At 67.8% G+C, this 22,565-nt stretch carries 23 protein-coding genes; 11 read left to right on the top strand and 12 right to left on the bottom strand.

The features are described 5' to 3' along the window. Window positions 1-60 precede the first annotated feature (60 nt). Window positions 61-735: a ligase-associated DNA damage response endonuclease PdeM gene (gene pdeM, locus HRV97_RS12810; protein ID WP_174194655.1), complete on the top strand. Its 675-nt coding sequence runs from the start codon at window positions 61-63 to the stop codon at window positions 733-735. Here pdeM and HRV97_RS12805 read toward each other — a convergent pair. Next, complete coding sequence (locus tag HRV97_RS12805) at window positions 732-1,961, bottom strand: UbiH/UbiF/VisC/COQ6 family ubiquinone biosynthesis hydroxylase (RefSeq protein WP_174194654.1); 1,230 nt, start codon at window positions 1,959-1,961, stop codon at window positions 732-734. The genes pdeM and HRV97_RS12805 overlap by 4 nt on opposite strands. A 110-nt stretch (window positions 1,962-2,071) precedes the next feature. Between HRV97_RS12805 and HRV97_RS12800 the strand changes: the two genes are divergently transcribed. After that, complete coding sequence (locus HRV97_RS12800; protein WP_174194653.1) at window positions 2,072-4,405, top strand: FtsK/SpoIIIE family DNA translocase; 2,334 nt, start codon at window positions 2,072-2,074, stop codon at window positions 4,403-4,405. Between the two features lie 36 nt (window positions 4,406-4,441). Here HRV97_RS12800 and HRV97_RS12795 read toward each other — a convergent pair whose 3' ends face one another. Further along, window positions 4,442-5,137, bottom strand: coding sequence for a dienelactone hydrolase family protein (locus HRV97_RS12795; protein WP_174194652.1), 696 nt, complete (start codon window positions 5,135-5,137; stop codon window positions 4,442-4,444). A gap of 159 nt (window positions 5,138-5,296) precedes the next feature. Between HRV97_RS12795 and HRV97_RS12790 the strand changes: the two genes are divergently transcribed. Genes HRV97_RS12790 through HRV97_RS12765 form a run of 6 tightly spaced genes read left to right on the top strand, consistent with a single transcriptional unit; the run spans window position 5,297 to window position 10,836 of the window. After that, window positions 5,297-5,533: a DUF6489 family protein gene (locus HRV97_RS12790; RefSeq protein WP_174194651.1), complete on the top strand. Its 237-nt coding sequence runs from the start codon at window positions 5,297-5,299 to the stop codon at window positions 5,531-5,533. Continuing rightward, window positions 5,530-6,810 carry a tRNA uridine-5-carboxymethylaminomethyl(34) synthesis GTPase MnmE gene (gene mnmE, locus HRV97_RS12785; protein WP_174194650.1) on the top strand — a complete coding sequence of 427 codons (1,281 nt, stop codon included), beginning with the start codon at window positions 5,530-5,532 and terminating at the stop codon, window positions 6,808-6,810. Before HRV97_RS12790 ends, mnmE begins: the two co-directional genes overlap by 4 nt. Next, complete coding sequence (gene mnmG, locus HRV97_RS12780) at window positions 6,811-8,541, top strand: tRNA uridine-5-carboxymethylaminomethyl(34) synthesis enzyme MnmG (protein ID WP_174194649.1); 1,731 nt, start codon at window positions 6,811-6,813, stop codon at window positions 8,539-8,541. Continuing rightward, entirely contained in the window at window positions 8,538-9,161 is a 624-nt protein-coding gene (rsmG, locus tag HRV97_RS12775; RefSeq protein ID WP_174194648.1) for a 16S rRNA (guanine(527)-N(7))-methyltransferase RsmG, read from the top strand. Before mnmG ends, rsmG begins: the two co-directional genes overlap by 4 nt. After that, a complete protein-coding gene (locus HRV97_RS12770) occupies window positions 9,143-9,928 on the top strand; it encodes a ParA family protein (protein WP_174194647.1) in 786 nt (261 codons plus the stop codon). Before rsmG ends, HRV97_RS12770 begins: the two co-directional genes overlap by 19 nt. Further along, window positions 9,925-10,836: a ParB/RepB/Spo0J family partition protein gene (locus HRV97_RS12765; protein ID WP_174194646.1), complete on the top strand. Its 912-nt coding sequence runs from the start codon at window positions 9,925-9,927 to the stop codon at window positions 10,834-10,836. Before HRV97_RS12770 ends, HRV97_RS12765 begins: the two co-directional genes overlap by 4 nt. A gap of 62 nt (window positions 10,837-10,898) precedes the next feature. On the opposite strand, the gene holA is transcribed toward HRV97_RS12765, so the two are convergent. The 4 genes from holA to HRV97_RS12745 are packed head-to-tail and all read right to left on the bottom strand — an operon-like array spanning window position 10,899 to window position 15,428. Then, window positions 10,899-11,903 carry a DNA polymerase III subunit delta gene (holA, locus tag HRV97_RS12760; RefSeq protein ID WP_174194645.1) on the bottom strand — a complete coding sequence of 335 codons (1,005 nt, stop codon included), beginning with the start codon at window positions 11,901-11,903 and terminating at the stop codon, window positions 10,899-10,901. Continuing rightward, the gene (gene lptE / locus HRV97_RS12755; RefSeq protein WP_174194644.1) at window positions 11,900-12,424 is read right to left on the bottom strand and encodes an LPS assembly lipoprotein LptE; all 525 of its coding nucleotides are present in this window, start codon (window positions 12,422-12,424) and stop codon (window positions 11,900-11,902) included. The genes holA and lptE overlap by 4 nt, the downstream gene beginning before the upstream one ends. Further along, window positions 12,421-14,964: a leucine--tRNA ligase gene (leuS, locus tag HRV97_RS12750; protein WP_174194643.1), complete on the bottom strand. Its 2,544-nt coding sequence runs from the start codon at window positions 14,962-14,964 to the stop codon at window positions 12,421-12,423. Before leuS ends, lptE begins: the two co-directional genes overlap by 4 nt. Window positions 14,965-14,978: 14 nt before the next feature. After that, window positions 14,979-15,428, bottom strand: a complete 450-nt coding sequence (locus HRV97_RS12745) for a DUF3576 domain-containing protein (RefSeq protein ID WP_174194642.1) — start codon at window positions 15,426-15,428, stop codon at window positions 14,979-14,981. Between the two features lie 217 nt (window positions 15,429-15,645). Between HRV97_RS12745 and HRV97_RS12740 the strand changes: the two genes are divergently transcribed. Then, a complete protein-coding gene (locus HRV97_RS12740; RefSeq protein WP_425505770.1) occupies window positions 15,646-16,356 on the top strand; it encodes a hypothetical protein in 711 nt (236 codons plus the stop codon). Window positions 16,357-16,374: 18 nt separating this feature from the next. Here the strand turns inward: HRV97_RS12740 and HRV97_RS12735 are convergent, their stop codons facing one another. After that, complete coding sequence (locus HRV97_RS12735) at window positions 16,375-16,908, bottom strand: thiamine phosphate synthase (protein ID WP_246248709.1); 534 nt, start codon at window positions 16,906-16,908, stop codon at window positions 16,375-16,377. A 22-nt stretch (window positions 16,909-16,930) separates the two neighbouring features. Between HRV97_RS12735 and HRV97_RS12730 the strand changes: the two genes are divergently transcribed. Together HRV97_RS12730 and HRV97_RS12725 are read left to right on the top strand one after the other, a co-directional pair. Beyond that, window positions 16,931-17,647, top strand: coding sequence for a YggS family pyridoxal phosphate-dependent enzyme (locus tag HRV97_RS12730; RefSeq protein ID WP_174194641.1), 717 nt, complete (start codon window positions 16,931-16,933; stop codon window positions 17,645-17,647). Further along, window positions 17,644-18,306 (top strand): HAD family hydrolase, encoded by a 663-nt coding sequence (locus HRV97_RS12725; protein ID WP_174194640.1) that lies wholly within the window; start codon window positions 17,644-17,646, stop codon window positions 18,304-18,306. The genes HRV97_RS12730 and HRV97_RS12725 overlap by 4 nt, the downstream gene beginning before the upstream one ends. Here HRV97_RS12725 and HRV97_RS12720 read toward each other — a convergent pair. The 5 genes from HRV97_RS12720 to HRV97_RS12700 all read right to left on the bottom strand — a co-directional run bounded on the left by HRV97_RS12720 (window position 18,287) and on the right by HRV97_RS12700 (window position 22,489). Beyond that, complete coding sequence (locus HRV97_RS12720) at window positions 18,287-18,802, bottom strand: YdcF family protein (RefSeq protein WP_174194639.1); 516 nt, start codon at window positions 18,800-18,802, stop codon at window positions 18,287-18,289. The two genes, HRV97_RS12725 and HRV97_RS12720, sit on opposite strands and share 20 nt — an antisense overlap. A 49-nt stretch (window positions 18,803-18,851) precedes the next feature. Beyond that, complete coding sequence (ribA, locus tag HRV97_RS12715; RefSeq protein ID WP_174194790.1) at window positions 18,852-19,910, bottom strand: GTP cyclohydrolase II; 1,059 nt, start codon at window positions 19,908-19,910, stop codon at window positions 18,852-18,854. Next, window positions 19,904-20,686, bottom strand: coding sequence for an exodeoxyribonuclease III (locus tag HRV97_RS12710; protein WP_174194638.1), 783 nt, complete (start codon window positions 20,684-20,686; stop codon window positions 19,904-19,906). The genes ribA and HRV97_RS12710 overlap by 7 nt, the downstream gene beginning before the upstream one ends. A gap of 389 nt (window positions 20,687-21,075) precedes the next feature. Next, window positions 21,076-21,681 (bottom strand): LolA family protein, encoded by a 606-nt coding sequence (locus HRV97_RS12705; protein ID WP_343044506.1) that lies wholly within the window; start codon window positions 21,679-21,681, stop codon window positions 21,076-21,078. A 100-nt stretch (window positions 21,682-21,781) separates the two neighbouring features. Then, entirely contained in the window at window positions 21,782-22,489 is a 708-nt protein-coding gene (locus HRV97_RS12700) for a TerC family protein (protein WP_174194636.1), read from the bottom strand. Window positions 22,490-22,565: the final 76 nt, after the last annotated feature.

The raw sequence follows: 22,565 nt of genomic DNA, 5'->3' as shown, positions 1-22,565 counted from the left end.
ACCGGATCGTTACGCCGTCGGCGATTGATCCACCATCCAGCTTGCGGCATGAGCGCGCGCATGGTTCCCCTTTCGTTCGGCGGACATGACTGGCGCGCGCTGGCGCAGGGGGCGTTGTTCTGGCCGGCACGCCGCGCCTTGCTCGTGGCCGACCTGCATTTGGAAAAGGCGAGCTGGTTCGCGCGCGGCGGACAGATGCTGCCGCCGTATGACTCGATCCGCACGCTGGCCGATCTCACTGCACTCGTCACCGCAACCGCGGCGGAGGAGGTCTGGTGCCTGGGCGATAGCTTCCACGATATCGAGGGCTGCGACCGCCTACCACCGCAAGCGCGCGACCTGCTCACCGCGCTGACCGGCAGCACGCGCTGGACCTGGATCACCGGCAACCACGACCGCGTGCTGGTCGATCGCTGCGGCGGTGAGGTGTGCGACGAGGTCGAAGTCGATGGCGTGATCCTGCGGCACGAAGCGCAGCCGAGCGAGACGCGCCCCGAGCTCTCCGGCCATTTCCATCCCAAACTACGGCTGCGCGTCCGCGGCAAGTCGATCGCGCGGCGCTGTTTCGTCGCTACCCCGCGCAAGCTGATCTTTCCCGCCTTCGGTTCGCTCACCGGCGGGCTTGACGCGACTCACCCGGAAATCGGCCGCGCAACGCGACAATCCGGCGGAGAACCCGCCGAGGCGCTGGTCGCGCTCGATGATCGCCTGCTGCGCTTCCCGCTCGCCGCTTAGGCCGGCATCCCCATCAACAGCCGCGGCAATTGCCCGCTCTCGCCGCGCGCCTCGGCCATAAACCGGTCCTTGAGCGGCGACATAGCGTCGACCGCGCTGATTCCGAAGCGCCGCACCGCACTCGCGGTCTTGCCCGGCAGGCCGAACAGCCGCGTCAGCGTGTCGGTGGCGAACGCGACGGCGAAGGTATCGACGCTGCGCCATTGTTCGTAGCGCGCGAGCAATTGCGCGTCGCCCGCCTCCAACCCGAGCCTGCGACCCTCCACCAGCACCTCGACCAGGGTGGCCACGTCGCGGAAGCCGAGGTTCAGCCCCTGCCCCGCAATCGGATGGATGCCGTGCCCTGCGTCACCGACCAGCGCCAGCCGTGTGTCCGTCACTCGCGTGGTGTGGTGGAACCCCAGCGGATAGGACGCGCGCGGGCTCGGCGCTGACAGCGCTCCCAGGAACCCACCCATTTGCTTCTCTGCCTCTGCCAGGAAGCCGCGATCGCCAAGCTTGAGCATTCCCGGCGCCTGATCCTTCGCGACGGTCCACACGATCGCAGAACGGTGTCCGATGTCGTCGTCCGGCAGCGGCAGCAGTGCGAACGGCCCAGACGGGTAGAAGATCTCGAACGCGATATCTTCGTGCGCATGTTCGTGATGGAACGCGCCGATGATCGCGGCATGATCATACTTCCAACGCGCGACCTTGATCCCGCTCGCCTCACGCGTCGGCGAGTTGCGCCCCTCGGCGGCGACCAGAAGATCGGCGGTGACGATACTGCCGTCCGACAGATGCGCGGTCACCCCGTCGAGGTCGCGCGTAACGTGCGTCGCCCGCGTCTGCATTCGCAAATCAACCCGCTCCGCCGCCGACGCCGCCTCGAACAAGGTCGTGCGCAGCAGCCGGTTCTCGTACATCGTGCCGAGCGGATCATCCTGATCGCCGGCGATGAAATCGAGCTTGCCCGGTGCCAGCCCGTCGCTGACGCGGATCTGCCGGATCGCGCATCCCTGTCCACGCAGCGTCTCACCAACGCCGATCACGTCGAGCAATCGATGGCTGGCACTCGCTACCGCCGACGCGCGGCCGTCGAACCCGGTCGACAGGATCACCGCCGGATCGGCAGGATCAACCACGATCGTGCTGATCCCGGCCTGCGCCAGCGCGATCGCCAGCGTGCTGCCGACCAGACCACCACCCAGGATCAGGACGTCTGCGTGCGCGGAAGCGTTGTTCATGCAGTCCGCTCTACCCGTCATCGCCGCGCCTGCCAACGCCGACCGCTTGACGAACAGCGGTGGCGAGCGGATGGTTTCGCCCAAGTTCACGACATCGTTGAGGATTAACTATGGCGACCCGTGCAGACGCACCCTTGTGGCGCGAGACGGTGAAGGCGGGAGCGTTGCGCAGCTGGTCGCTCGCGGTCGCGATCGCGCTGCTGCTGCTCACCGCGGCGATGGCGCTCGCGCTCGCCAGCTACCATCCGGGCGACAGCTCGCTCAACACCGCCGGTGGCGGCGTCGACAATCTGCTCGGACCGGCGGGCGCGTGGTTTGCCGACATCGCGCTGATGCTGTTCGGGCCGGCGGGTGCGCTGCTGCTGCCGGTCGGGCCGATTGTCGCGATGCGGCTTTGGCGCGACGAGCCGGCGGGCGCGTGGGGGCGGATGCTGCGCACCGCCTTGTTGGGGGTTGTGTTGATGGCAGTGGCGCTCGCCTGCGTCGCGCCGGGTGCGGTACCTGCGCTGCCGTTCGGTTGGGGCGGCGCGGTGGGACTCGCGGTGGTCGGCGGTGCGCGCTGGGGCATGGCGTTCGCGGGCAACCCCACGGTCAGTTGGTGGGGTCTGGTCGTGCTCGGCCTGCTCACCGGCTTCGCGGGTGTGATCGTCTGGGGCCGCAGCCTGGAGATCGACTTCGGCCGCTTCGCGCGTCGCCGCGTGCGCGTGCGTAGCGACGACTATTCCTATGACGACGAGGAAGACGAGGAGCAGCTGGAGGAGAGCCAGGCGCTCGCCCCAGCCCCGCTGCCGCGCCGAGACGCACGCGTCGAACTCGAGATCGAGGTCGACACCCGCCCCGCACCGGTCATCGGAGACCGTAAGCTGGCGCCCACCGCTGCCAAGCCGAAGCCGCAGGCGGGCGCGAGCACCGCCGCCAACAGTGCCGAGACTCGCGACAGTTACGTCCTGCCGACGCTGGACATGCTGACGCCCGCCCCGCTCTCCAACAGCGGCCCGGTGGACAAGGCCGCGTTGGAGCGCAACGCGCGGCTGCTCGAAACCGTGCTCGACGACTTCAACGTCAAAGGCGACATCGTCGAGGTTCGCCCCGGCCCCGTCGTCACGATGTACGAACTCGAACCCGCGCCAGGGATCAAGGCGAGCCGCGTCATCCAGCTCGCCGACGACATCGCGCGCAACATGTCGGCGATCTCGGCGCGCGTCGCGGTGATCCCGGGGCGCAACGTCATCGGCATCGAACTGCCCAACCAGAAGCGCGAATCGGTCTCGCTGCACGAACTCGTCGGCTCGCAGACGTTCGACGACCTGACCGCGCAATTGCCCGTCATCTTGGGCAAGAACATCGCGGGCGATCCCGTCATCGCCGATCTCGCGCCGATGCCGCACCTGCTCGTCGCGGGCACCACCGGCTCGGGCAAGTCGGTGGGGTTGAACTGCATGATCCTGTCGCTGCTCTACCGGCTGACGCCCGAGCAGTGCCGCATGATCATGATCGATCCGAAGATGCTGGAACTCAGCATGTACGACGACATCCCGCACCTGCTCTCGCCCGTGGTCACCGATCCCGCGAAGGCGGTGCGCGCGCTCAAATGGGCGGTCGAGACGATGGAGGATCGCTACCGCCAGATGTCGTCGGTCGGCGTGCGCAGCCTCGCCAGCTTCAACGAGAAGGTGCGTGCGGCCAAGGCCAAGGGCTCGCCGCTCGGCCGCCGCGTCCAGACCGGCTGGGACGAGCACGGCCGCCCGGTGCACGAGGAGGAGCAGCTCGATTATGACGTGCTGCCGCAGATCGTCGTGGTGGTGGACGAGCTCGCCGATTTGATGATGACCGCGGGCAAGGAGGTCGAGTTCCTGATCCAGCGCCTCGCGCAAAAGGCGCGTGCGGCGGGTATCCACCTGATCATGGCGACGCAGCGCCCCTCGGTCGACGTCATCACCGGCGTCATCAAGGCGAACCTGCCGACCCGCATCTCCTTCCATGTCACCTCAAAGATCGATTCACGCACGATCCTGGGCGAACAGGGCGCGGAGCAGCTGCTCGGCAAGGGCGACATGCTCTACATGCCCGGCGGTAAGGGCATCGTCCGCGTCCATGGCCCCTTCGTCAGCGACGAGGACGTGCAGGCAGTTACCGATCACTGGCGCTCGCAGGGCGCACCCGATTACGTCAACTCGGTTACCGAGGAGCCCGAACAGAGCTTCGCGCTAGACGGCGCACCGACTGGGGAAGACTCTGCCGAGGACCAGCAATATCGCGCCGCGATTGCGCTGGTGTGTTCGAGTCAGAAGGCGTCGACCTCGTGGATCCAGCGCCAGCTGCGCATCGGCTACAATTCCGCTGCGCGTCTCATTGAGCGGATGGAAAAGGACGGCGTCGTCAGCCGCCCCGATCACGTCGGTCGCCGCGAGGTGCTGCGCGACACCGACGGTCAACCGGTGTGACGGTGTGGGCGGGGCTCACCACCCCGCCCGCTTCGATCAGCCGAGATGCTCGGTGAAGAATGCCGCGGTTCGCTCGTCCGCCTGACGCGCCGCCGCGTCTGACCGCCGCTCGCCAAACTCGGTCGCGAAGCCGTGGTCCTCACCCGCGTAATCGTGCAACGTCACCTTCGGGTGATCGTCGAGCCCTTCGTGCATTGAGGCTTGGGTTTCCTTGTCGACGAAACCGTCCTCGCCGGCGATGTGGAGCATCAACGGATGCGCGATCGCGTGCTTCTCGCCGAGCAGCCCGTCTACGCCGACTGCGTAATAGCCAACACTCGCGTCGACGTCAGTCCGCGCCGCGGTCATGTACGCCAAACGTCCGCCCAGGCAGTAGCCGACCGCACCGACCTTGCGCCCGCCGCTCGCATCGCGCGCGTAGCGGATCGCCGCCTCGATATCGCTGACACCGCGATCCTGGTCGAACTCGCCCATCAGCGACAGCGCACGCTGCATCTGCGGCTCGATGTCGGGATCAAGCTCGATCCCAGGCTCCAGCCGCCAGAACAGGTCGGGCGCGATCGCGAGGTAACCGGCCTCGGCAAGCGTGTCGCACTTGCGCCGGATACCCCCGTTAACGCCGAAGATCTCTTGAATGACGACGATGGCCGCCTTCGGCGTGCCTTCGGGTTCGGCGCGATAGGCGGGCATCGTCTGGCCATCCAGCGTGTCCAACGTGACGTTGCAGGTCATCCTCACACTCCATCGATTGTCGCGGCCGTTCGCACGCACCACCTAAGGGCCTAGTCCCGAGCCTGAACGACCGCAACGCGCCAACGTTGCCGCGAGCGTGCCGCGGCAGGCATAACGCGGGAGGCCGCACAGGTTCGGCACGCAGATGAAAGGCTCGCGATGAAGGTCACGATCGAGGTTGAATGCACGCCGGAGGAAGCACGCCGCACGATGGGCCTGCCCGACCTCACGCCACTGCATGACCGCTATCTCGCACGGATGCAGGAGGCGATCGATGGCGGCGGCGTCTCGCCCGAGATGGTCAACGCGCTGGTCAAGAGCTGGGCACCAATGAATGACGCTGGGATGGACTTCTGGCGCACGATGTTCGCGGCCGGCGCCAAGCCGACGACGTGACCGACACGATCTACGCTTTGTCCAGCGGCCGGCCGCCCGCCGCGATCGCCGTGCTGCGCATCAGCGGCCCCGATGCAATCCCAGCGGGGCGACGATTGGCCGGCGATCTGCCGCCTCCCCGTACGGCTGCTCTGCGAACGCTGCGCACCGCCGCCGGTGAGCCGCTCGACCGCGCGCTCTTCCTCGTCTTTCCGGGTCCCAAAACTGCCACCGGCGAGGATCTGGTCGAGCTTCACCTGCACGGTGGGCGCGCCGTCGTGGCGGCGGTAGAGGCCGAGCTCGCCACCCTACCCGGCTTGCGCGCTGCGATCGCGGGCGAGTTCACCCGCCGCGCGCTCGAGCACGGACGTATCGATCTCGCTGAGGCGCAAGGTCTCGCCGACCTGCTCGCCGCCGAAACTGAAACCGAACGCCGCGCTGCCTTTGCAGCGGCCGAGGGCGAGATCAGCCGGCAGGTTGCGGCTTGGCTTTCCCGCATCGCGCATCTCTCGGCTTTGGTCGAGGCATCGCTGGACTACAGCGACGAGGACGACGTCGGCGCCGCGCCGCTCGTCGCAATCCACGACGACACCGCGGATCTCGCCACGACGATCGCCGCCGTCCTCGCACGTCCCACCGTTGAGCGGCTGCGTGAGGGCATCACTGTCGTCTTCGCCGGGCCGCCTAATGCGGGCAAGTCGTCGCTGTTCAACGCCCTGCTCGCCCGCGATGCTGCCATTGTCACCGATCAGGCGGGGACCACGCGCGACGTGCTGGAGGCGTCGGTGCAGCGTGACGGCACCAACTTCGTGCTGATCGACACCGCTGGCCTGCGCGCCGACACCGAGGATGCGATCGAGCGGATCGGCATCGCACGTGCAGGCAATGCCATCGCGCGTGCTGATATCCTGCTCTGGCTGGGCGAGGCGGCGGACGCACCGGAAGGCGCGACGATCGTCCACGCGCGCAGCGACGCTTCTGACCGGGCGACCGCACCCGCCGGCGCGCACGCCGCATCAGTCAACGATCAGGCATCGATCCAGGCATTGTGGAACCACCTCCACCAGCGCGCCACGACGATCATGCCACCAGTCAGCACCGCATTGCTCCACCAGCAACAGCGCGAGCGCGTTGCCGTCGCACATGCCGCGCTGACGCACGCGACGGTTGAATCCGACCTGTTGTTGGTGGCAGAGCAATTGCGCACCGCGCGCACCCATCTGGCATCGTTGCTGGGCGTCGACGCCACTGAGGTGATGCTAGACGCATTGTTCGCGCGCTTCTGCGTTGGGAAATGAATGTTCCACGTGAAACACGATTATGACCTCATCATCGTCGGTGGCGGCCATGCCGGCACCGAGGCCGCCGCCGCTGCCGCGCGGCGTGGCGCGCGCGTCGCACTGCTGACACAACGCCCTGATCGCGTCGGGGCGATGTCGTGCAATCCCTCGATCGGCGGGCTCGGCAAAGGCCATCTCGTCCGCGAGGTCGACGCGTTCGACGGCATCATGGCACGCGCGAGCGACGCCGCCGCAATCCACCATCGCATGCTTAACCGCAGCAAGGGCTTGGCGGTGCAAGGCCCCCGCGTGCAGGCCGACCGCGGCCGGTACCTGCGCGCCGTGCAGGACCTCCTGGCTGGCTATTCCAACATAGCAACACTCGCCGGTGAAGCGGCCGAACTACTGATCGATCATGGCAAGGTCGCCGGGATCGTCACCGCCGCGGGCCAGACGATCCGCGCACGCGCCGTCGTCCTCGCCACCGGCACCTTCCTCGGCGGCCGCCTGTTCCGCGGCAGCGAACGACACGAGGGCGGACGCGTCGATGAAGAGTCAGCCAATCGCCTCGGTCAGCAACTCCGCGCCGCCGGCCTCCCGATCGCACGCCTAAAAACCGGCACCCCACCCCGGCTCGACGGACGCACGATCAATTGGGCCGCACTCGAACCGCAGCCGTCCGATCAGGACGCCTGGACGATGTCGCCGATGACGCCGCGACGCATCCTGCCGCAAGTGGCCTGCGCAATCACGCGCACCACGCAACAAACGCACAATATCATCCGCGCGGGACTGGGCGATTCACCCCTCTTCGGTGGCGCGATCGAAGGGCAGGGTCCACGCTACTGCCCGTCGATCGAAGACAAGGTCCATCGCTTCGGCGACCGCGACGGTCATCAGATCTTCCTCGAACCCGAGGCGCTCGACGATGCCACAATATACCCCAACGGCATCTCGACCTCGCTTGGCAGCGATGTGCAGCAGGCGTTGGTGCGCTCGATCCCCGGCCTCGAACAGGCGCGCATCGTCACGCCCGGTTATGCGGTCGAATATGACTATGTCGACCCGCGCGCACTCGACCATTACCTGGCACTCGGCGCCATCCCCGGCCTGTTCTGCGCCGGGCAGATCAACGGCACGACCGGCTATGAGGAGGCTGCGGCACAAGGGCTGGCCGCCGGCCTCAACGCCGCGGCCTATGCCTGCGATCTCGCGCCGGCCAAGCTCGACCGTGCCAATAGCTATATCGGCGTGATGATCGACGACCTCGTCTTGCAGGGCGTCAGCGAGCCCTACCGCATGCTCACCGCTCGTGCCGAGTTCCGCCTCTCGCTACGCGCCGACAATGCCGAGTCGCGCCTCAGCGCGATCGCTGCGGCATACGACTGTCTGTCGCCGGAACGTCGCCGCCATGTCGAGGAACGAGACGCACAGCGCGCCCAAATCCGCGCCGGCGCTATGGAAGGCGCACCGATCGACCTCGTCCGCGAGGTCGAGGAGGATCGCCGCTACGCACCCTATCTGCTCCGCCAAGCTGAGGAGATCGCGCGCATGCGCAAGGACGAGGGCGTCGCCCTGCCCCCAGTCGCGACGCTGCGTTCGATTCCTGGTCTGTCGAACGAAATGATCGAACGGCTGACCGTTGCCGCGCCCCGCACATTGGCAGAGGCGTCGCGCGTCCGCGGCGTGACGCCAGCCGCACTCTCAACCTTGTGGCTCCACGCCCGCAAGCAGAAGCAAGCATCATGACCGAGAATCAAGCGCGTGCCTGGGCGAGCGAGCACTTCCCCGTCGCAGTCGACCGGTTCGACCGTTTCGCCACCATCGTCACACGAGAGACTGAGCGCCAGAACCTGATCTCGCCCTCAACGATCCCGCTGATCTGGTCGCGCCACATCGTCGACTCGGCTCAGTTGCTGTCGTTCGTTCCGGCAAGCGCCACGACGTGGCTCGACATCGGCACCGGCGCCGGCTTCCCTGGCATCGTCGCTGCGATCCTGTTCGACGGCCATGTGACGATGGTTGAACCTCGGGCCAAGCGTGCGACCTTCTTGCGCGAGGTCGTGGCCGCGCTCGACATCGATGCCACGGTCATCCAGTCGCGTGTCGAGACGACGACGCCCACCACTGCCGACATTATCTCCGCACGCGCCGTCGCCACCGTCGACGCACTTCTCACCATGACCACGCATTTACGCGGCGCATTAACCACTTACCTGCTGCCACGCGGCCGAACGGGGCAGGACGAGATTGTCAAAGTGCGCGCAGGATGGCACGGAACGTTCCACGTGGAACAGAGCATCACTGATCCCGCTTCCACCATTCTGATCGCGACAGGAGTACGCACCCGATGTTCTGCATCGCGATAGCCAATCAGAAGGGCGGCGTCGGCAAGACCACCAGCGCGATCAATCTCGGCACCGCCCTCGCCGCATCGGGGCATCGTGTGCTGCTGATCGACGTCGACCCGCAAGGTAACGCTTCGACCGGGCTCGGCATCGGTCACGCAATGCGCACGCGCTCGAGCTACGATGTGCTGATCGATGCCGGCGGACTCGATGCCGCCGTCGTCCACACCGCCGTGCCCAAGCTCGACATCATCCCCGGCACCGTCGATCTCTCGGGCGCCGAGATCGAATTGGTCGAGCTCGATCAGCGTACCCACCGCCTCCACATGGCGCTGGAGCAGAGCCGCGGTGAGTGGGACATCGTGCTGATCGACTGCCCGCCCTCGCTCGGCCTCCTCACCATCAACGCGATGGTCGCGGCCGACGCGTTGCTCGTGCCGCTGCAATGCGAGTTCTTCGCACTCGAGGGGTTGAGCCAGTTGCTCAGCACGGTCGAGCGCATCCGCTCCCGCTTCAATCCGTCGCTCTCGATTCTTGGCGTCGCGCTCACCATGTACGATCGTCGCAACCGCCTGACCGAACAGGTGTCGACCGACGTGCGCGCCGTGCTCGGCAAGGTGGTGTTCGACACCGTCATCCCGCGCAACGTGCGTCTGTCGGAGGCGCCCAGCCACGGCCTCCCCGCCCTTATCTACGATCACCGCTGCAGCGGGTCGGAGGCTTATATGGCACTCGCGCGCGAGTTGATCGTCCGCCTCCCCGCCGCTCCGACGGAGGTCGCGGCGTGAGCGAGACGGTAACGCGCCGCAACCGCGGCGGACTCGGCCGCGGTCTCGGCGCACTGCTCGGCGACGTCGCACGTGACGAGCGCGAGGCAAGCGCCAGCGGGGAGGCACGGGCTTCGGTTCGGATGATCTCGGTCGGCGCGATCTCGCCCCACCCGGAACAGCCGCGCCGTCATTTCGACGAGACCAAGCTGGAGGAACTCGCCGCCTCGATCGCAGAGCGTGGTATCATCCAGCCGATCGTCGTGCGCCCGCACGGCCACGGCTATCAGATTGTTGCCGGCGAGCGTCGCTGGCGTGCGGCGCAACGCGCGCGTCTCCACGAAGTACCCGTGGTCGTCCGCGACTATAGCGACAGCGACACGCTCCAGATTGCGCTGGTCGAGAACATCCAGCGCCAAGAGCTCAACGCGATCGAGGAGGCCGAAGCGTATCAGCGGCTGCTCGGCGAGTTCGGCCATACGCAGGAAGCGCTCGCTAAGGTCGTCCACAAATCACGCAGCCACGTCGCCAACCTGTTGCGGCTGCTCGATCTGCCCAGCGCGATTCAGTCGCAGGTGGTCGACGGATCGCTGTCGATGGGCCACGCCCGCGCGATCATCACTGCCCCCGATCCGGCCGCGCTCGCCACGCAGGTCGTCGCCAAGGGATTGTCGGTACGTCAGACCGAGAAGCTCGCCAGCGTCGCCAAGAAGCGGCCGCGCGAGGCGAAGCAGCCCTCGCCCGAGCCGATCGCCGGCGACACTAGCAGCGCCGACATTGCCGCGCTGGAGAGCCAGCTCGCCGACCTGCTCGGACTCAAGGTCAAGATCACCTTCACGCCCGCGGGCAGCGGTACGATCGCGCTCGACTACAGCACGCTCGAACAGCTTGACATGGTCTGTCAGCGACTGACCGGCGACAGCATCTGACCGAGGGCACTCCTACACCGCACCGGCGGCGTAGGAGCGGGTCGTTCAGACCAAGCCGACACCTACCGCCGCGCCAGCATCAGCAAGCGCTGGTCCGCGATCGTCCGGCCCGCAGCGCCGCGCGCCATCACCTCGCGCTCGGTCGCGCGGACGATCTCCAGCGCACGGGTCAGCCGCGCGACGTTCCAGCGTTGCAGTGCCGCGATCGTTGTGCCTTCTTCGCGCCAGAATACGCGAAAGCGCTTCACGACCTGCCCTGCCCCCTCACCCGCATCGACCGCGGCGCGCATCTCGGCGAGGTTCGCCAGCCGCCGCGCCAGCGCACGCAGCCACGGGATCGGTGACGCATCGCTGCCCTCCATCGGACGCAGCGCCGCGATCAGCGCCTGCGCGTCGCCCGCGATCACCGCCTCGACGATCGGCGTGATCTCGCCCTCGTCGATCTCCGCGCCGATCTCCGCCAGGTCACCCGCGCTTGCATCGCGCGGATGTTCCACGCCTGCGTCGAGGAAGAGCGCCAGCTTCTCGACTTCCGAGGTCATGATCGCGCGGTCGCCGTCGCTCGCGCGCACGATCCGCGCCGCGACACCTGTACCCAACCGCAGCCCCTGCTCGCGCGCCAGACTGTTGACCAAGCTTTCGGCATTGTTGCCCTCTGGCGGGTAGCAGGCGAAGCTCATCGCCTGATTTGCGGCGAGCGCCAGCTTCACCAGCCGCCCCGTTGCCTTCACCGATGGTGCGATCATCACCACCGGGTTGCCCGCGCTGGGCGCCGCCAGCAACGCCTCGACAGCGTCGCCGCTCTCCTCGCCCGCGCCTGCGATCCGAATATAGCGCCGCTCGCCGAACAGCGACATCGACGCCGCTTCGTCGGCGAGCTTGGCAGGATCGCTGCGTAGCGTCGCAGGCTCGATGTCGACGCGCTCCACGCCCGCGCCGACACCCTTCGCCAGCCGTGCGGCGAGTGCCATCGCGCCCGATTCGTCGGGGCCGTGGAGCAGGAATAGCCTGATGTCACCGCCGCCGCGGTCGACCGCGGCGTTGAGCTGCGCCTGCGTCGCCTTCACGATGCCGGTTGAGGGGCAGGCTGCGTGCGGCGCCTCGCGTAGAGCGCCACCCGCGCGACGATCTGATCCGCGATCACGGTCGACAGCCGCTCCAACGCGGTGTTCTCTGCCGCAATGACCGCATAATCGCTCTGCACCACATCGATGCCGACGTCCGACCCCGCGGTCTGATCGAGCAGTACCGTGCCCTGCGCCGCGTCGACCAGTTGATAGCGCGCGCGCAGCGTCCGTCGCTCGCGCGTGACGCTGTTGTCGCGCCGCACGCCCAGCCCGCTGATCTGGTCGTCCAGCCGCACCACCAGCCGATACGACGCACTGCCGCCCAACACCGCACCCAGCCGATCCTTCAGCGCGTTGGTGACCAGCCACCCCGCCTTGCCCTCGATCGGCGCGATATCGACCTGCCCAATCGCATTGGCGACCGCGCCCGAGCTGCCGCCGGAATAAAGCGGCTGAAGCCCGCATCCGGCCAGCAACAAGGCGGCGAGCGGCAGCAGATGGAGCGAGAACGGGCGCGTCATGCGACGATGTTCACGAGGCGGTCGGGCACCACGATGACCTTGCGCGGCGTCTTGCCCTCCAGCGCCCGCACGACCTTGTCGCTCGCCAGCGCCGCGGCTTCCGTCGCGTCCTTGGCCGCGCCTTTCGCCATCACCAACGTGTCGCGCAGCTTGCCGTTGACCTGCACCGCGATCGTCACCTCGTCCTCGACCAGCAGCGCCGCGTCGACCTCGGGCCAGGCCGCATCGGCGACCAGCCCCGACTTGCCCCGCGCCGCCCAGGCTTCCTCGGCCAGATGCGGTACCATCGGGGCGACCAGCCGCAGCAGCGTGTCGACCGCGTTCGCGCGCGACGTTGACGGCGCGGACTTCTCGATCGCGCTGGTCAGCTCGTACAGCTTCGCCACCGCCTTGTTGAACGACAGCGCCTCGATGTCGCCTGCGATCCCGGCGATCGTCTGATGCAGCTTGCGATCGAGCACCGTGTCCTGCCCCGCTGCCACGTCGGGCTCGGCATCGACCAGCCGCCACAGACGCTGCACGAAGCGCCACGCCCCCTCGATCCCGTTCTCGCTCCACTCCAGGTCACGCTCGGGCGGTGAATCGGACAGCATGAACCACCGCACCGCGTCCGCGCCATACTGGTCGACGATCGGTTCGGGATCGACCGTGTTTTTCTTCGACTTGGACATCTTCTCGACCCGGCCGCGCAGGACCGGGATCGAGGCGCCCTCGGCGGTCTCGAACGACAGCGCGCCACCCTCGCCCACCGTCAGGTCGGCCGGGTTGACCCACAACGCGCCCGGCGGTCCGTCGTGGTCGGGGATGTCGAGCCGGTACGTCTCGTGCGTCACCATGCCTTGCGTGAACAGCCCGGTGAACGGCTCCGCCACGTCGAGCATGCCGACGTGCCGCAGCGCACGCGTCCAGAAACGCGCGTAGAGCAGGTGCAGGATCGCATGCTCGACCCCGCCGATATACTGCCCCACCGGCAGCCAACTCTCCGCCACGGCCTTGTCGAACGGCTTGTCGTCGGGCGCGCTGGCAAAGCGGATGAAATACCACGACGAGTCAGCGAACGTGTCGAGCGTGTCGGTGTCGCGCAGCGCCTCGGCCCCGCAACGTGGACAGGCGACATGCTTCCACGTCGGATGACGATCGAGCGGGTTGCCCGGCACGTCGAAGCTCACATCCTCGGGCAGCACCACCGGCAACTGTTCGCGCGGCACCGGCACCTCGCCGCACGCGGCACAGTGGATGACCGGGATCGGCGTGCCCCAGTAACGCTGGCGGCTCACCCCCCAGTCGCGCAGGCGATAGACCGTCGTCCCCTCGCCCCAGCCCGCTTCCTCGGCGCGCGCGATCACCGACCGCTTGGCGTCTTCGACGCTCATCCCGTCGAGCTCGCGCGAGTTCACCAGCACACCAGGCCCGGTATAGGCCGCGTCATCGTCGAACGCCGGGTCGGTCCGCTCGCCATCAGCGACGACGCGGCGGATCGGCAGCTTGTACTTGGTCGCGAACTCGAAATCGCGCTGGTCGTGCGCGGGCACGCCGAACACCGCGCCGGTGCCATATTCCATCAGCACGAAGTTCGCAATGTACACCGGCAGCTCGCCCGCACCCAGCGGATGCGCCGCGGTCAGCCCGGTGTCGAACCCCAGCTTCTCCTGCGTCTCCAGCTCGGCCGCGGTAGTACCGCCCTGCTTGCACCGCTCGATGAACGCCGCGGCATTAGAGTTCTGAGCCGCCAAGCTCTGCGCGATCGGATGATCCGCGGCCACCGCCACGAAGCTCGCGCCGTAGATCGTGTCGGGACGCGTCGTGAACACTTCCACGCTGCCGCTGTCGGAGAGCAAGAAGCGGAACCGCAACCCCTGGCTGCGCCCGATCCAATTCTCCTGCATCAGCCGCACCTTGTCGGGCCAATGCTCGAGTGCGCCCAGCCCCTCGATCAGCTCGTCGGCGAATTGCGTGATCTTCAGAAACCACTGCGACAGCTTGCGCTTCTCGACCAGCGCACCAGATCGCCAGCCGCGCCCGTCGATCACCTGCTCGTTGGCGAGCACGGTCATGTCGACCGGGTCCCAGTTGACCGCCGACTCCTTGCGATAGACGAGCCCCGCCTCGTAGAACGCCAGGAACAGCGCCTGCTCATGCCCGTAATAATCGGGCTCGCACGTCGCCAGCTCGCGCGTCCAGTCGAGCGCGAAGCCGAGGCGCTTCAACTGCGCCTTCATCGTCGCGATGTTCTGGCGCGTCCAGTTCCCCGGATGGACGCCCTTCTCCATCGCCGCATTCTCGGCCGGCATCCCAAACGCGTCCCACCCCATCGGGTGAAGCACCTCGTAACCCGTCATGCGACGATAACGCGCCAGCACGTCGCCCATCGTGTAATTGCGCACGTGCCCCATGTGGATCTTCCCCGACGGATAGGGGAACATCTCGAGCACGTAGCTCTTGGGCTTGGCGCTGTGGTCGTCGGCGGCATAGGTGCGGCGTTCGTCCCACACCTGTTGCCAGTGCGCATCCGCCTTCAGGGCATTGAACCGGGTAGCCATAAGTATGTGGTCGCTCAGCCGGTCACCGACCCGCGACGCAGGTCACGCGCCTTGGTCAGGATGATGTCTTCCAGCTTCTGCGTCGTCGCCGCGGCAACGGGTGCGGACACCCACTGACCGCCGCGGTTCACTTCACGCAGTGCCGCCACGCGCACCGCGTCGGCACGCAGGTCCTGGTCGAGGATCGACACCGTCACCTTCATCCGCTCGGTCGGCAGCTGCGGATTGACGTACCAGTCGGTCACCACGACCCCGCCGTTGGAATCAGTCTGCAGCAGCGGCATGAAGCTCAACGCGTCGAGCGTCGCGCGCCACAAATAGCTGTTGACGCCGATCGTCGTCACCTTCGACGCCGCTAGGTCAGCGGTCGGGCGCTTGCTGCCCCCGGTGCTGCATCCCCCCAGCACGGACGTGGCGGCGAGGGCGGCGCAGAGGCCAAATGCGACACGCGAACGGCGAAACATGGCAGGATCCTTGGAAAACGCGCGCCTTGGACCGGCGCATATCACGCTTATCTCTACCGTTCAGGCAAGGGCGCGGCAAGGATGGACACGGACCTACCGCCTGTGCCGAATCCGCAACACTCCCGGGGATTCGCAAGTCGGAGTAATGGACTTGGAACACAAAGCTGCTAGGTCGCTTCTCCGGGGCGGCGTAGATCGCCGTTGAGGGGTTTTTGTCGTGAACGCACGTCGGGTCATGGTTGGCAGCATGGGGGTCGCCTGCGCGGCGCTCGCCTTTGCCGTCGCGCCCGCTTTCGGTGCGGCTGAAACGGCACCGCGTTCGATCAAGCGCTTCGTCGCGCCGCGCGTCGCCGGCTCCTTCACCCCCGCCGCCGCCGATCCCAAGCTTGCCGCGCTGTTCGCACGCAGCGGGTTGGACGCCAGCAGCTTCCGCTTCACGCCCACCGAGTCACGCAGCGGCAGCCGCTCGGTGACAGTCGCGGTCCGCGCGCGCTCGACGCTGACGCCGCCGACCGAGACCCGCGTGGCCGCGGTCGCCGCGCCGACCGTCGGTCCGGCGCCGATTGCCTACAACCTCGGCGTGTCGGTCGGGTGGAAGCGCTTCGCCGTCACCGGCGAAACCGCCAAGGTCGATCTGGTTTCGGTGCCCGGCGGACGCGAGACGTCCGACCTCGCGTTCAGCTACGCCGGCAACCGCGTCTCCGGGCAGCTTCGTGCAACCGCCGACCGCGCGCTCGCGGGAACGCCTGCCCTCGTGGCCGAACGTCCCAGCTACGCGCTCGACCTCGGCGGCTCCTACTCGCTCACGCGCAACATAGATCTGACCGCCGGTATGCGTTACAAGAGCGAGCGTGAGCGGCTGACGCGGCGCGAGGATGATCGCCGCGATAGCCAGGCAGTCTACGTGGGCACCGCCTTCCGCTTCTGATTGCTTGCGCGAAGGCTGTTACGCCGACCAGGCATCGATCGCGGCATAACCGTGAAACCCGCGCAGCCGCCGGAATCGCGCCTCGCTCATCCCGCCTAAGGCAATAACCGGAACCCCCGCCACCCGCCCGATCGCGCGCGCACGGCGGGCACCCAACCCCGTTGCACCCGGATGCGACCGCGTCGCGAACACCGGCGAGACGAACACCGCATCCACCCTTGCACGCCGCGCCCCACGCGCTTCACCGACATCGTGCACCGGCCACGTCACCATGCCCGCCCCGCGTTGCGCGTGCGTTCCCATCTCGCCCGTCATCCGCGCCGGCCCTGCGCGTACCAGCACCAACCCGCGCCGCAGCGCCACCCGCCGCACCCGCGCGAACAAGCCTCGTCGCTCGCGAGACGGAAGCGTGTAATGCCGGAACACCACCCCTCCGCCGCGCGGCAACCGTTCCAGCGCGCGCCACAATCCCTCGCCCATCCGCTCGTCGGTCATTAACCAGCGCATCGGCAGCGGCGTGCGTCTCGAGCGGTCGGGGTGGCAGCGATCCATTCCGCCTCCTATAGCGCCCGCGATGCCCTTCCACGAACCCTCGCTGCCCAAACCCGCCCCGTGCCTCGCGCCTGACGATCGCCCCGTTACCGAGCGGCTGGCGACGATCCGCGCGCGCATCGACAAGGCCGCCACCATCGCGCAGCGACAGCCGGGCGACGTCACGCTGATCGCGGTATCGAAGACGCACCCGATTGAGGCGATCGAGCCGCTGCTAACCGCCGGACAGCGCGACTTCGGCGAGAACCGCGTCGCCGAGGCGCAGGCGAAATGGCCTGGCTTGCGCGAGCGCTTCCCCGACACCCGCCTCCACCTGATCGGGCAATTGCAATCCAACAAGGCGCGCGAGGCTGTGGCGCTCGCCGACGCGATCCACGCGGTCGACCGCTCCTCGCTCGTCGCCGCGCTCGCGCGCGCGATGGAGCAGGAGGACCGCCGCCCCGACTGCTTCCTCCAGGTCAACATCGGCGACGAACCGCAGAAGGGCGGCTGCTCGATCGCCGACCTGCCCGCCCTGCTCGCCGAAGCACGCAGCGCCGACCTGCCGGTCGCCGGGCTGATGTGCCTGCCACCCGCCGGGCTGGAGGCAGCGCCCTATTTCGCGCTGCTGGCCAAGATCGCACGTGACCACGGCCTATCGGGGCTCAGCATGGGGATGTCCGACGATTTCGAAACCGCGGTGACGCTCGGCGCCACGCACGTCCGCGTCGGCTCGGCGCTGTTCGGCGCACGCGCATGAAGTTCGCCGCACTCCTGTTCGACTTCGATGGCGTGCTGATCGAGAGCGAGGCCGCCGGCAACCGCCAGATCGCCGCGTTCCTGACCGGCATCGGTCACCCGACCACCCCCGAACAGTCGATGGCGAACTTCATGGGCCTGTCGGGCGCAGACTTTCGCGGTGCAGTCGAGCGCTGGATCGATGGCCCACTCCCCGCCACCTTCCACGAAGCGCGCGCTGCCGAGGATGCGCGCTGCGTGGCGGAGGGGATCGAGGAGGTCGCCGGCGCGGTCGCCTTCGTACGCAGCCTACCTGCCGATCTGCCCAAAGCGGTCGTGTCGTCGAGCGGCACGCGCTGGCTCCACGCGCATCTCGCTCACCTCGGCCTCACCGACGTGTTCGGCGATCACGTCTACTCGGGTGCGGAGCACGTGACCCGCGGCAAGCCCGCGCCTGACCTTTACCTCTACGGTGCCGAACAGCTCGGCGTGCCAATCGAGCGCTGTGCGATTCTTGAAGATTCGCCCGTCGGCGCGACCGGCGCAGTGGCGAGCGGCGGCTACGTCATCGGCCTGGTCGCCGGCACGCACTGCGCACCCGGCCACGCCGACCGGCTGCGCGCGATCGGCGTCGACGCGGTCGCGCGCGATTTTGCCGAGGTCAGCGCGCTGCTCGCCTGACGCGCGCGCCCGTCAACGCCCACGCGCCCGCGACCACGTCGTACGGCAGCGCCAGCGCCTCGCGCGCGTAGTTGCGCGCGCGCAAGGCGGCCGGCTGCGCACGGGGCGTCATCCACGCACCGCCCGCCACGACACCGAACATCCGCAACAGCATCCGCGCGCGCGGCTGATGCCAGTTGTCGGTACAGGCGATGCAGCGCGCGATGCCGTTTGCGCGGGCATAGCGCGCCGCCGCCAGCGCCGTCTGCAACGTGTCGCGGCTCGTCTCGTCGAGCACCAGCCGCTCGCCCGCCACCATGTCGCGCAGACCGTCCGCGATCACCGACGCTTCCGACGGTCCCTCGCGCCCGACCGCTCCCGAGCAGAACACGATCGCGCCCGGCTCCTCCAACGCAAGTCGCCGCGCCAGCGCGATCCGCCCCGCCAGCGCGCCGCTCGGCCGCCCGTCGGCACGCACCGCCGCGCCGAACACGACGATCAGTGTAGGCGCCCGCATCGTCATGCCGCCTTCACGTCTGACCTTACCCACACGGCAGGTCCGACGGTCAGAGCTGATGCCCCGTCCGGTCGCGCTTGGTCGCTAGGTATCGCTCGTTGTGCGGGTTGGTCGGCAGGAAATGCGCCACGCGCTCGATCACGCGGACGCCCGCCGCCTCCAGCCCCGCGACCTTCGCCGGATTGTTGGTCAGCAGTCGCACCTCGCCCTGCCCCAGCAGCGTCAGCATCCGCGCCGCCACGCCAAAATCGCGCGCGTCGATCGCGAAGCCGAGCCGCGTGTTCGCATCCACCGTGTCGAAACCCTGATCCTGCAGTGCGTAGGCACGCAGCTTGTTGATCAACCCAATTCCGCGCCCCTCCTGCCGCAGGTACAACAGGATGCCCCAGCCGCTATGCTCGATCGCGTGGATCGCGGCATGGAGCTGAGGTCCGCAATCACACTTGAGGCTGCCGAGCACGTCGCCAGTCAGGCATTCGCTATGCAACCGCACCACCGGCGGGCGCCCATTCGGCGCGCCGACGATCAGCGCGACATGTTCGTCCGCGCTCTCGGGCGAGCGGAACGCAACGATCTCCGCATCTTCCGCGCCGTCGACCGGCAGCTTGGCACGCACCGCGATCGACAAACGCGCGGCATCCTCGTGACTCGCCACGTCGTCAGGCGTGATCGTCACCTCGGGATCGACGCCGTCGGTGAAGAAGGCGGGCAGCAGCCCCGCAATCCGCGCCAATTGCAACGCCGCCGCAGTCGCCATAGGTCGCGCATTGTCGAGCGTGCGGAACGGCCCCTTCATCGGCGTCGCCAGATCGCGCTGCGGGTCGGCGATCGCGGTCGCCAGCGCCATGTCGAACCACGGCGCGCGCTCGATCACCACCGGCTGGTCGGGGTCGCCCGACGCGCGCTGGTTGAGCAGCTTGAGCGTTTCCGCGCGCCCGCTCGAGATCAGGATACCGTAATCGTCGCCCGCGAAGTCGCGCAACCGCCCCTCGTCCGCGGTCTCGATCGCCAGCAATGTCAGCGCTTGCTCACCCGCCGCGTGGATCGCGATCGGCCAACCACGGCGCAGCGCGTCGATCGCCTTGGCCGCGGCGCGCGCGCTCACCAGTCGAACTCGGTCATGATCGGCACATGGTCGCTCGGCTTCAACCAGGCGCGGCAATCCTCGAACACCGTGTGCGCACGCGCTTGCGCCGCCACGTCGGCAGTCGCCCACATATGGTCGAGCCGCCGCCCGCGATCGTTCTTGGTCCAGTCGGGCGAGCGATAGCTCCACCACGTGTGCAACCGCGCCGGTGCCGGGTGGAAGTGCCGCCCGAGATCGACCCACGTGTTCGACGCTTTCAGCGTATCGAGTGCCTCGACCTCGATCGGCGTGTGGCTGACCACCTTCAGCAGCGCCTTGTGGCTCCACACGTCGGCGGGCAGGGGGGCGATGTTGAAATCGCCGGTCAGGATCGTCGGGCAGTCGAGGTCTCGCGACCAGCGTGTCATTCGCTCGATGAAATCCAGCTTCTGCCCGAATTTCGGGTTCACCTCGCGATCGGGCACATCGCCGCCCGCGGGCACGTACACGTTCTCCAACCGGACGCCGTTCGGCAGCCGCACGCCCAGGTGCCGCGCTTCCTTGTTCGCCTGCCAGTCGAGCCGGTCGTCCTCCACCACCGGCACGCGCGCGACGATCGCGACGCCGTGATGCATCCGCTGCCCGTGCAGGATGACGTGCTCGTAACCGAGCGCATGGAACGCCTCGACCGGGAAGTCGGCGTCGACCACCTTGGTTTCCTGCAAGCACAGCACGTCGGGCTGCGCCTCGCGCAGGAATTGCTCCACGATATCGATGCGGAACCGCACCGAGTTGATGTTCCAGGACACGATCTTCACAGCAGCGCGTGTAGCGCCGCGGGGGAGGGGCTGCCAAGGGGAGGGGAGAACCACACCCGTCTCAACCGTCATCCCGAGCTTGACCCGAAATCCCGCTTCTTCGCGACGCTGACGTGAGTGGGGAAGGCCCGCCGCGGGCAAAGCCCGCGTCGTCGGACGGGCCTCGCGGCCCGCCGGCCGTGCTCATGGGCCAATTCATAGGCCCATTCGCAGAATGGCCCCCGCTCCGGGGGCGAGGAGCGAGGGCCGACCTGTCGTTCGTCACGCAGGCGGGACCGTGGGAGAGCGGGGCAACAGGGGGAAAAATCCCCGACAAGCCCCCACGACCGCAAGCCCCGTCTAAGCGCTTGTGCCTGTCGCTGCGATGAACGGAATTGCAAGAAACCGCATCACCCGACGCGTCCCTGCCGCCGCGGATCGTTCCAGCGGAACGTTCCGTCGCTCACGGGTGCGTTGAACTTCTGTCCCGACAGCCGGATCGTGGTGCGATTGCCCTGCGCGTCAAGCTGGACCCAGCCCTGCAGCATCAATCCGGCCGGCGCACCCGCGTCGCGCGCGAATACCAGGGTAATGCGCCCATATTCGGGATGCTTGGCATCGTAACCGTCGAGCGTCACGACCCGTGGATCGCTGCTGGGCACGATCTTGGCGAAGCGGGAAATATCCTTGTTGGGATCGAGCAGCACGCCCAGTGGCGAATTCCCGATCGGCCAGCGCTGCACCTGCCTGACCGAATAATCGATGAAGGTGAGCGCGCGGCCATCGCCGACGATCAGGATCGGCACGCCCTTCTGATACTGGAACCGGATCTTGCCCGGCTTCTTGAGCGTCAGCGTGCCGGTCAGCACCTGTCCGTTGCGATCGGTCTGGCTGAATGCGGCGGTCATCGTGTTCACCGCCGACAGATGCCGCTGCACCGCCGCCAGGTCGCCGGTCTGCGCCGCGGCGGGAATCGCGGTCGCGGCGAGGACGGCGAGCGGCAGAAAGACTTTCACGAGTTGAAGCTCCGGTGATTGCTTGATCGGCCATGAGTGGCACGGCGGCATTGAACGCGCCGTGAACCCTGACCGATCCCGATCGCCGTCGTCCCCCGCGTCAGAACAGCGACACGATCCCCGCCGTCTCCGCGGTCCCGGTCCAGCCTTCGTAGATCATCTTGCCCGCCACGAACACGATCACTGCGAGGCCAATATAGGCGATCCAGCGATGCTTGTTGATGATCCGTGCGATCAGGTTCGCGGCCAGCCCCATCAGCGCCACCGACAGCAGCAGCCCGATCACCAGAATGCCCGGATGCTCGCGTGCCGCACCCGCCACCGCCAGCACGTTGTCGAGGCTCATCGACACGTCGGCGACCGCGACCGCCCAGGCAGCGGCAGCGAAGCTCTTGGCCGGGCGCACGCCCGATACTTCCTCGGCCTCGTGCGCGCCGCCCTCGCGAATTTCGCGCCAGAACTTCCAACTGACCCACAGCAGCAGCAACCCGCCGGCGAAGATCAGCCCGACCAGCCCCATCAACCACGTCACGATCAGCGCGAAGAAGATGCGCAGCACCAACGCCGCGCCGATGCCGATCAGGATCACCTTCTTGCGCTGGTCCGCCGGCAACCCCGCCGCCAGCGCGCCGACGACGATCGCATTGTCGCCCGCCAGCACCAGGTCGATCAGCAACACCTGCCCGAACGCCGCCAGCGCCGCGGGCTCGTTCAGGTTTGAGAAGTCGGCGACGATATGCTGCCAGATGTCGGACAGCGATCCGGGGCCAGCGGCCGCCGCGGCGGAGAGGATGGTGGCGAGGATCAAGCGACGGGCTCCCGGTTCATGTCACGCGTCATAGCGCAACCGCTGCACACGCCAAGCCGGTCAGACGCACTAGCCG

It is taken from the genome of Sphingomonas hominis, from assembly GCF_013328205.1.
GTDB classification, from domain to species: Bacteria; Pseudomonadota; Alphaproteobacteria; order Sphingomonadales; family Sphingomonadaceae; genus Sphingomonas; species Sphingomonas hominis.
Note: the sequence above shows the minus strand (reverse complement) of the source record. Positions and strands in the feature narration are given on the sequence as shown.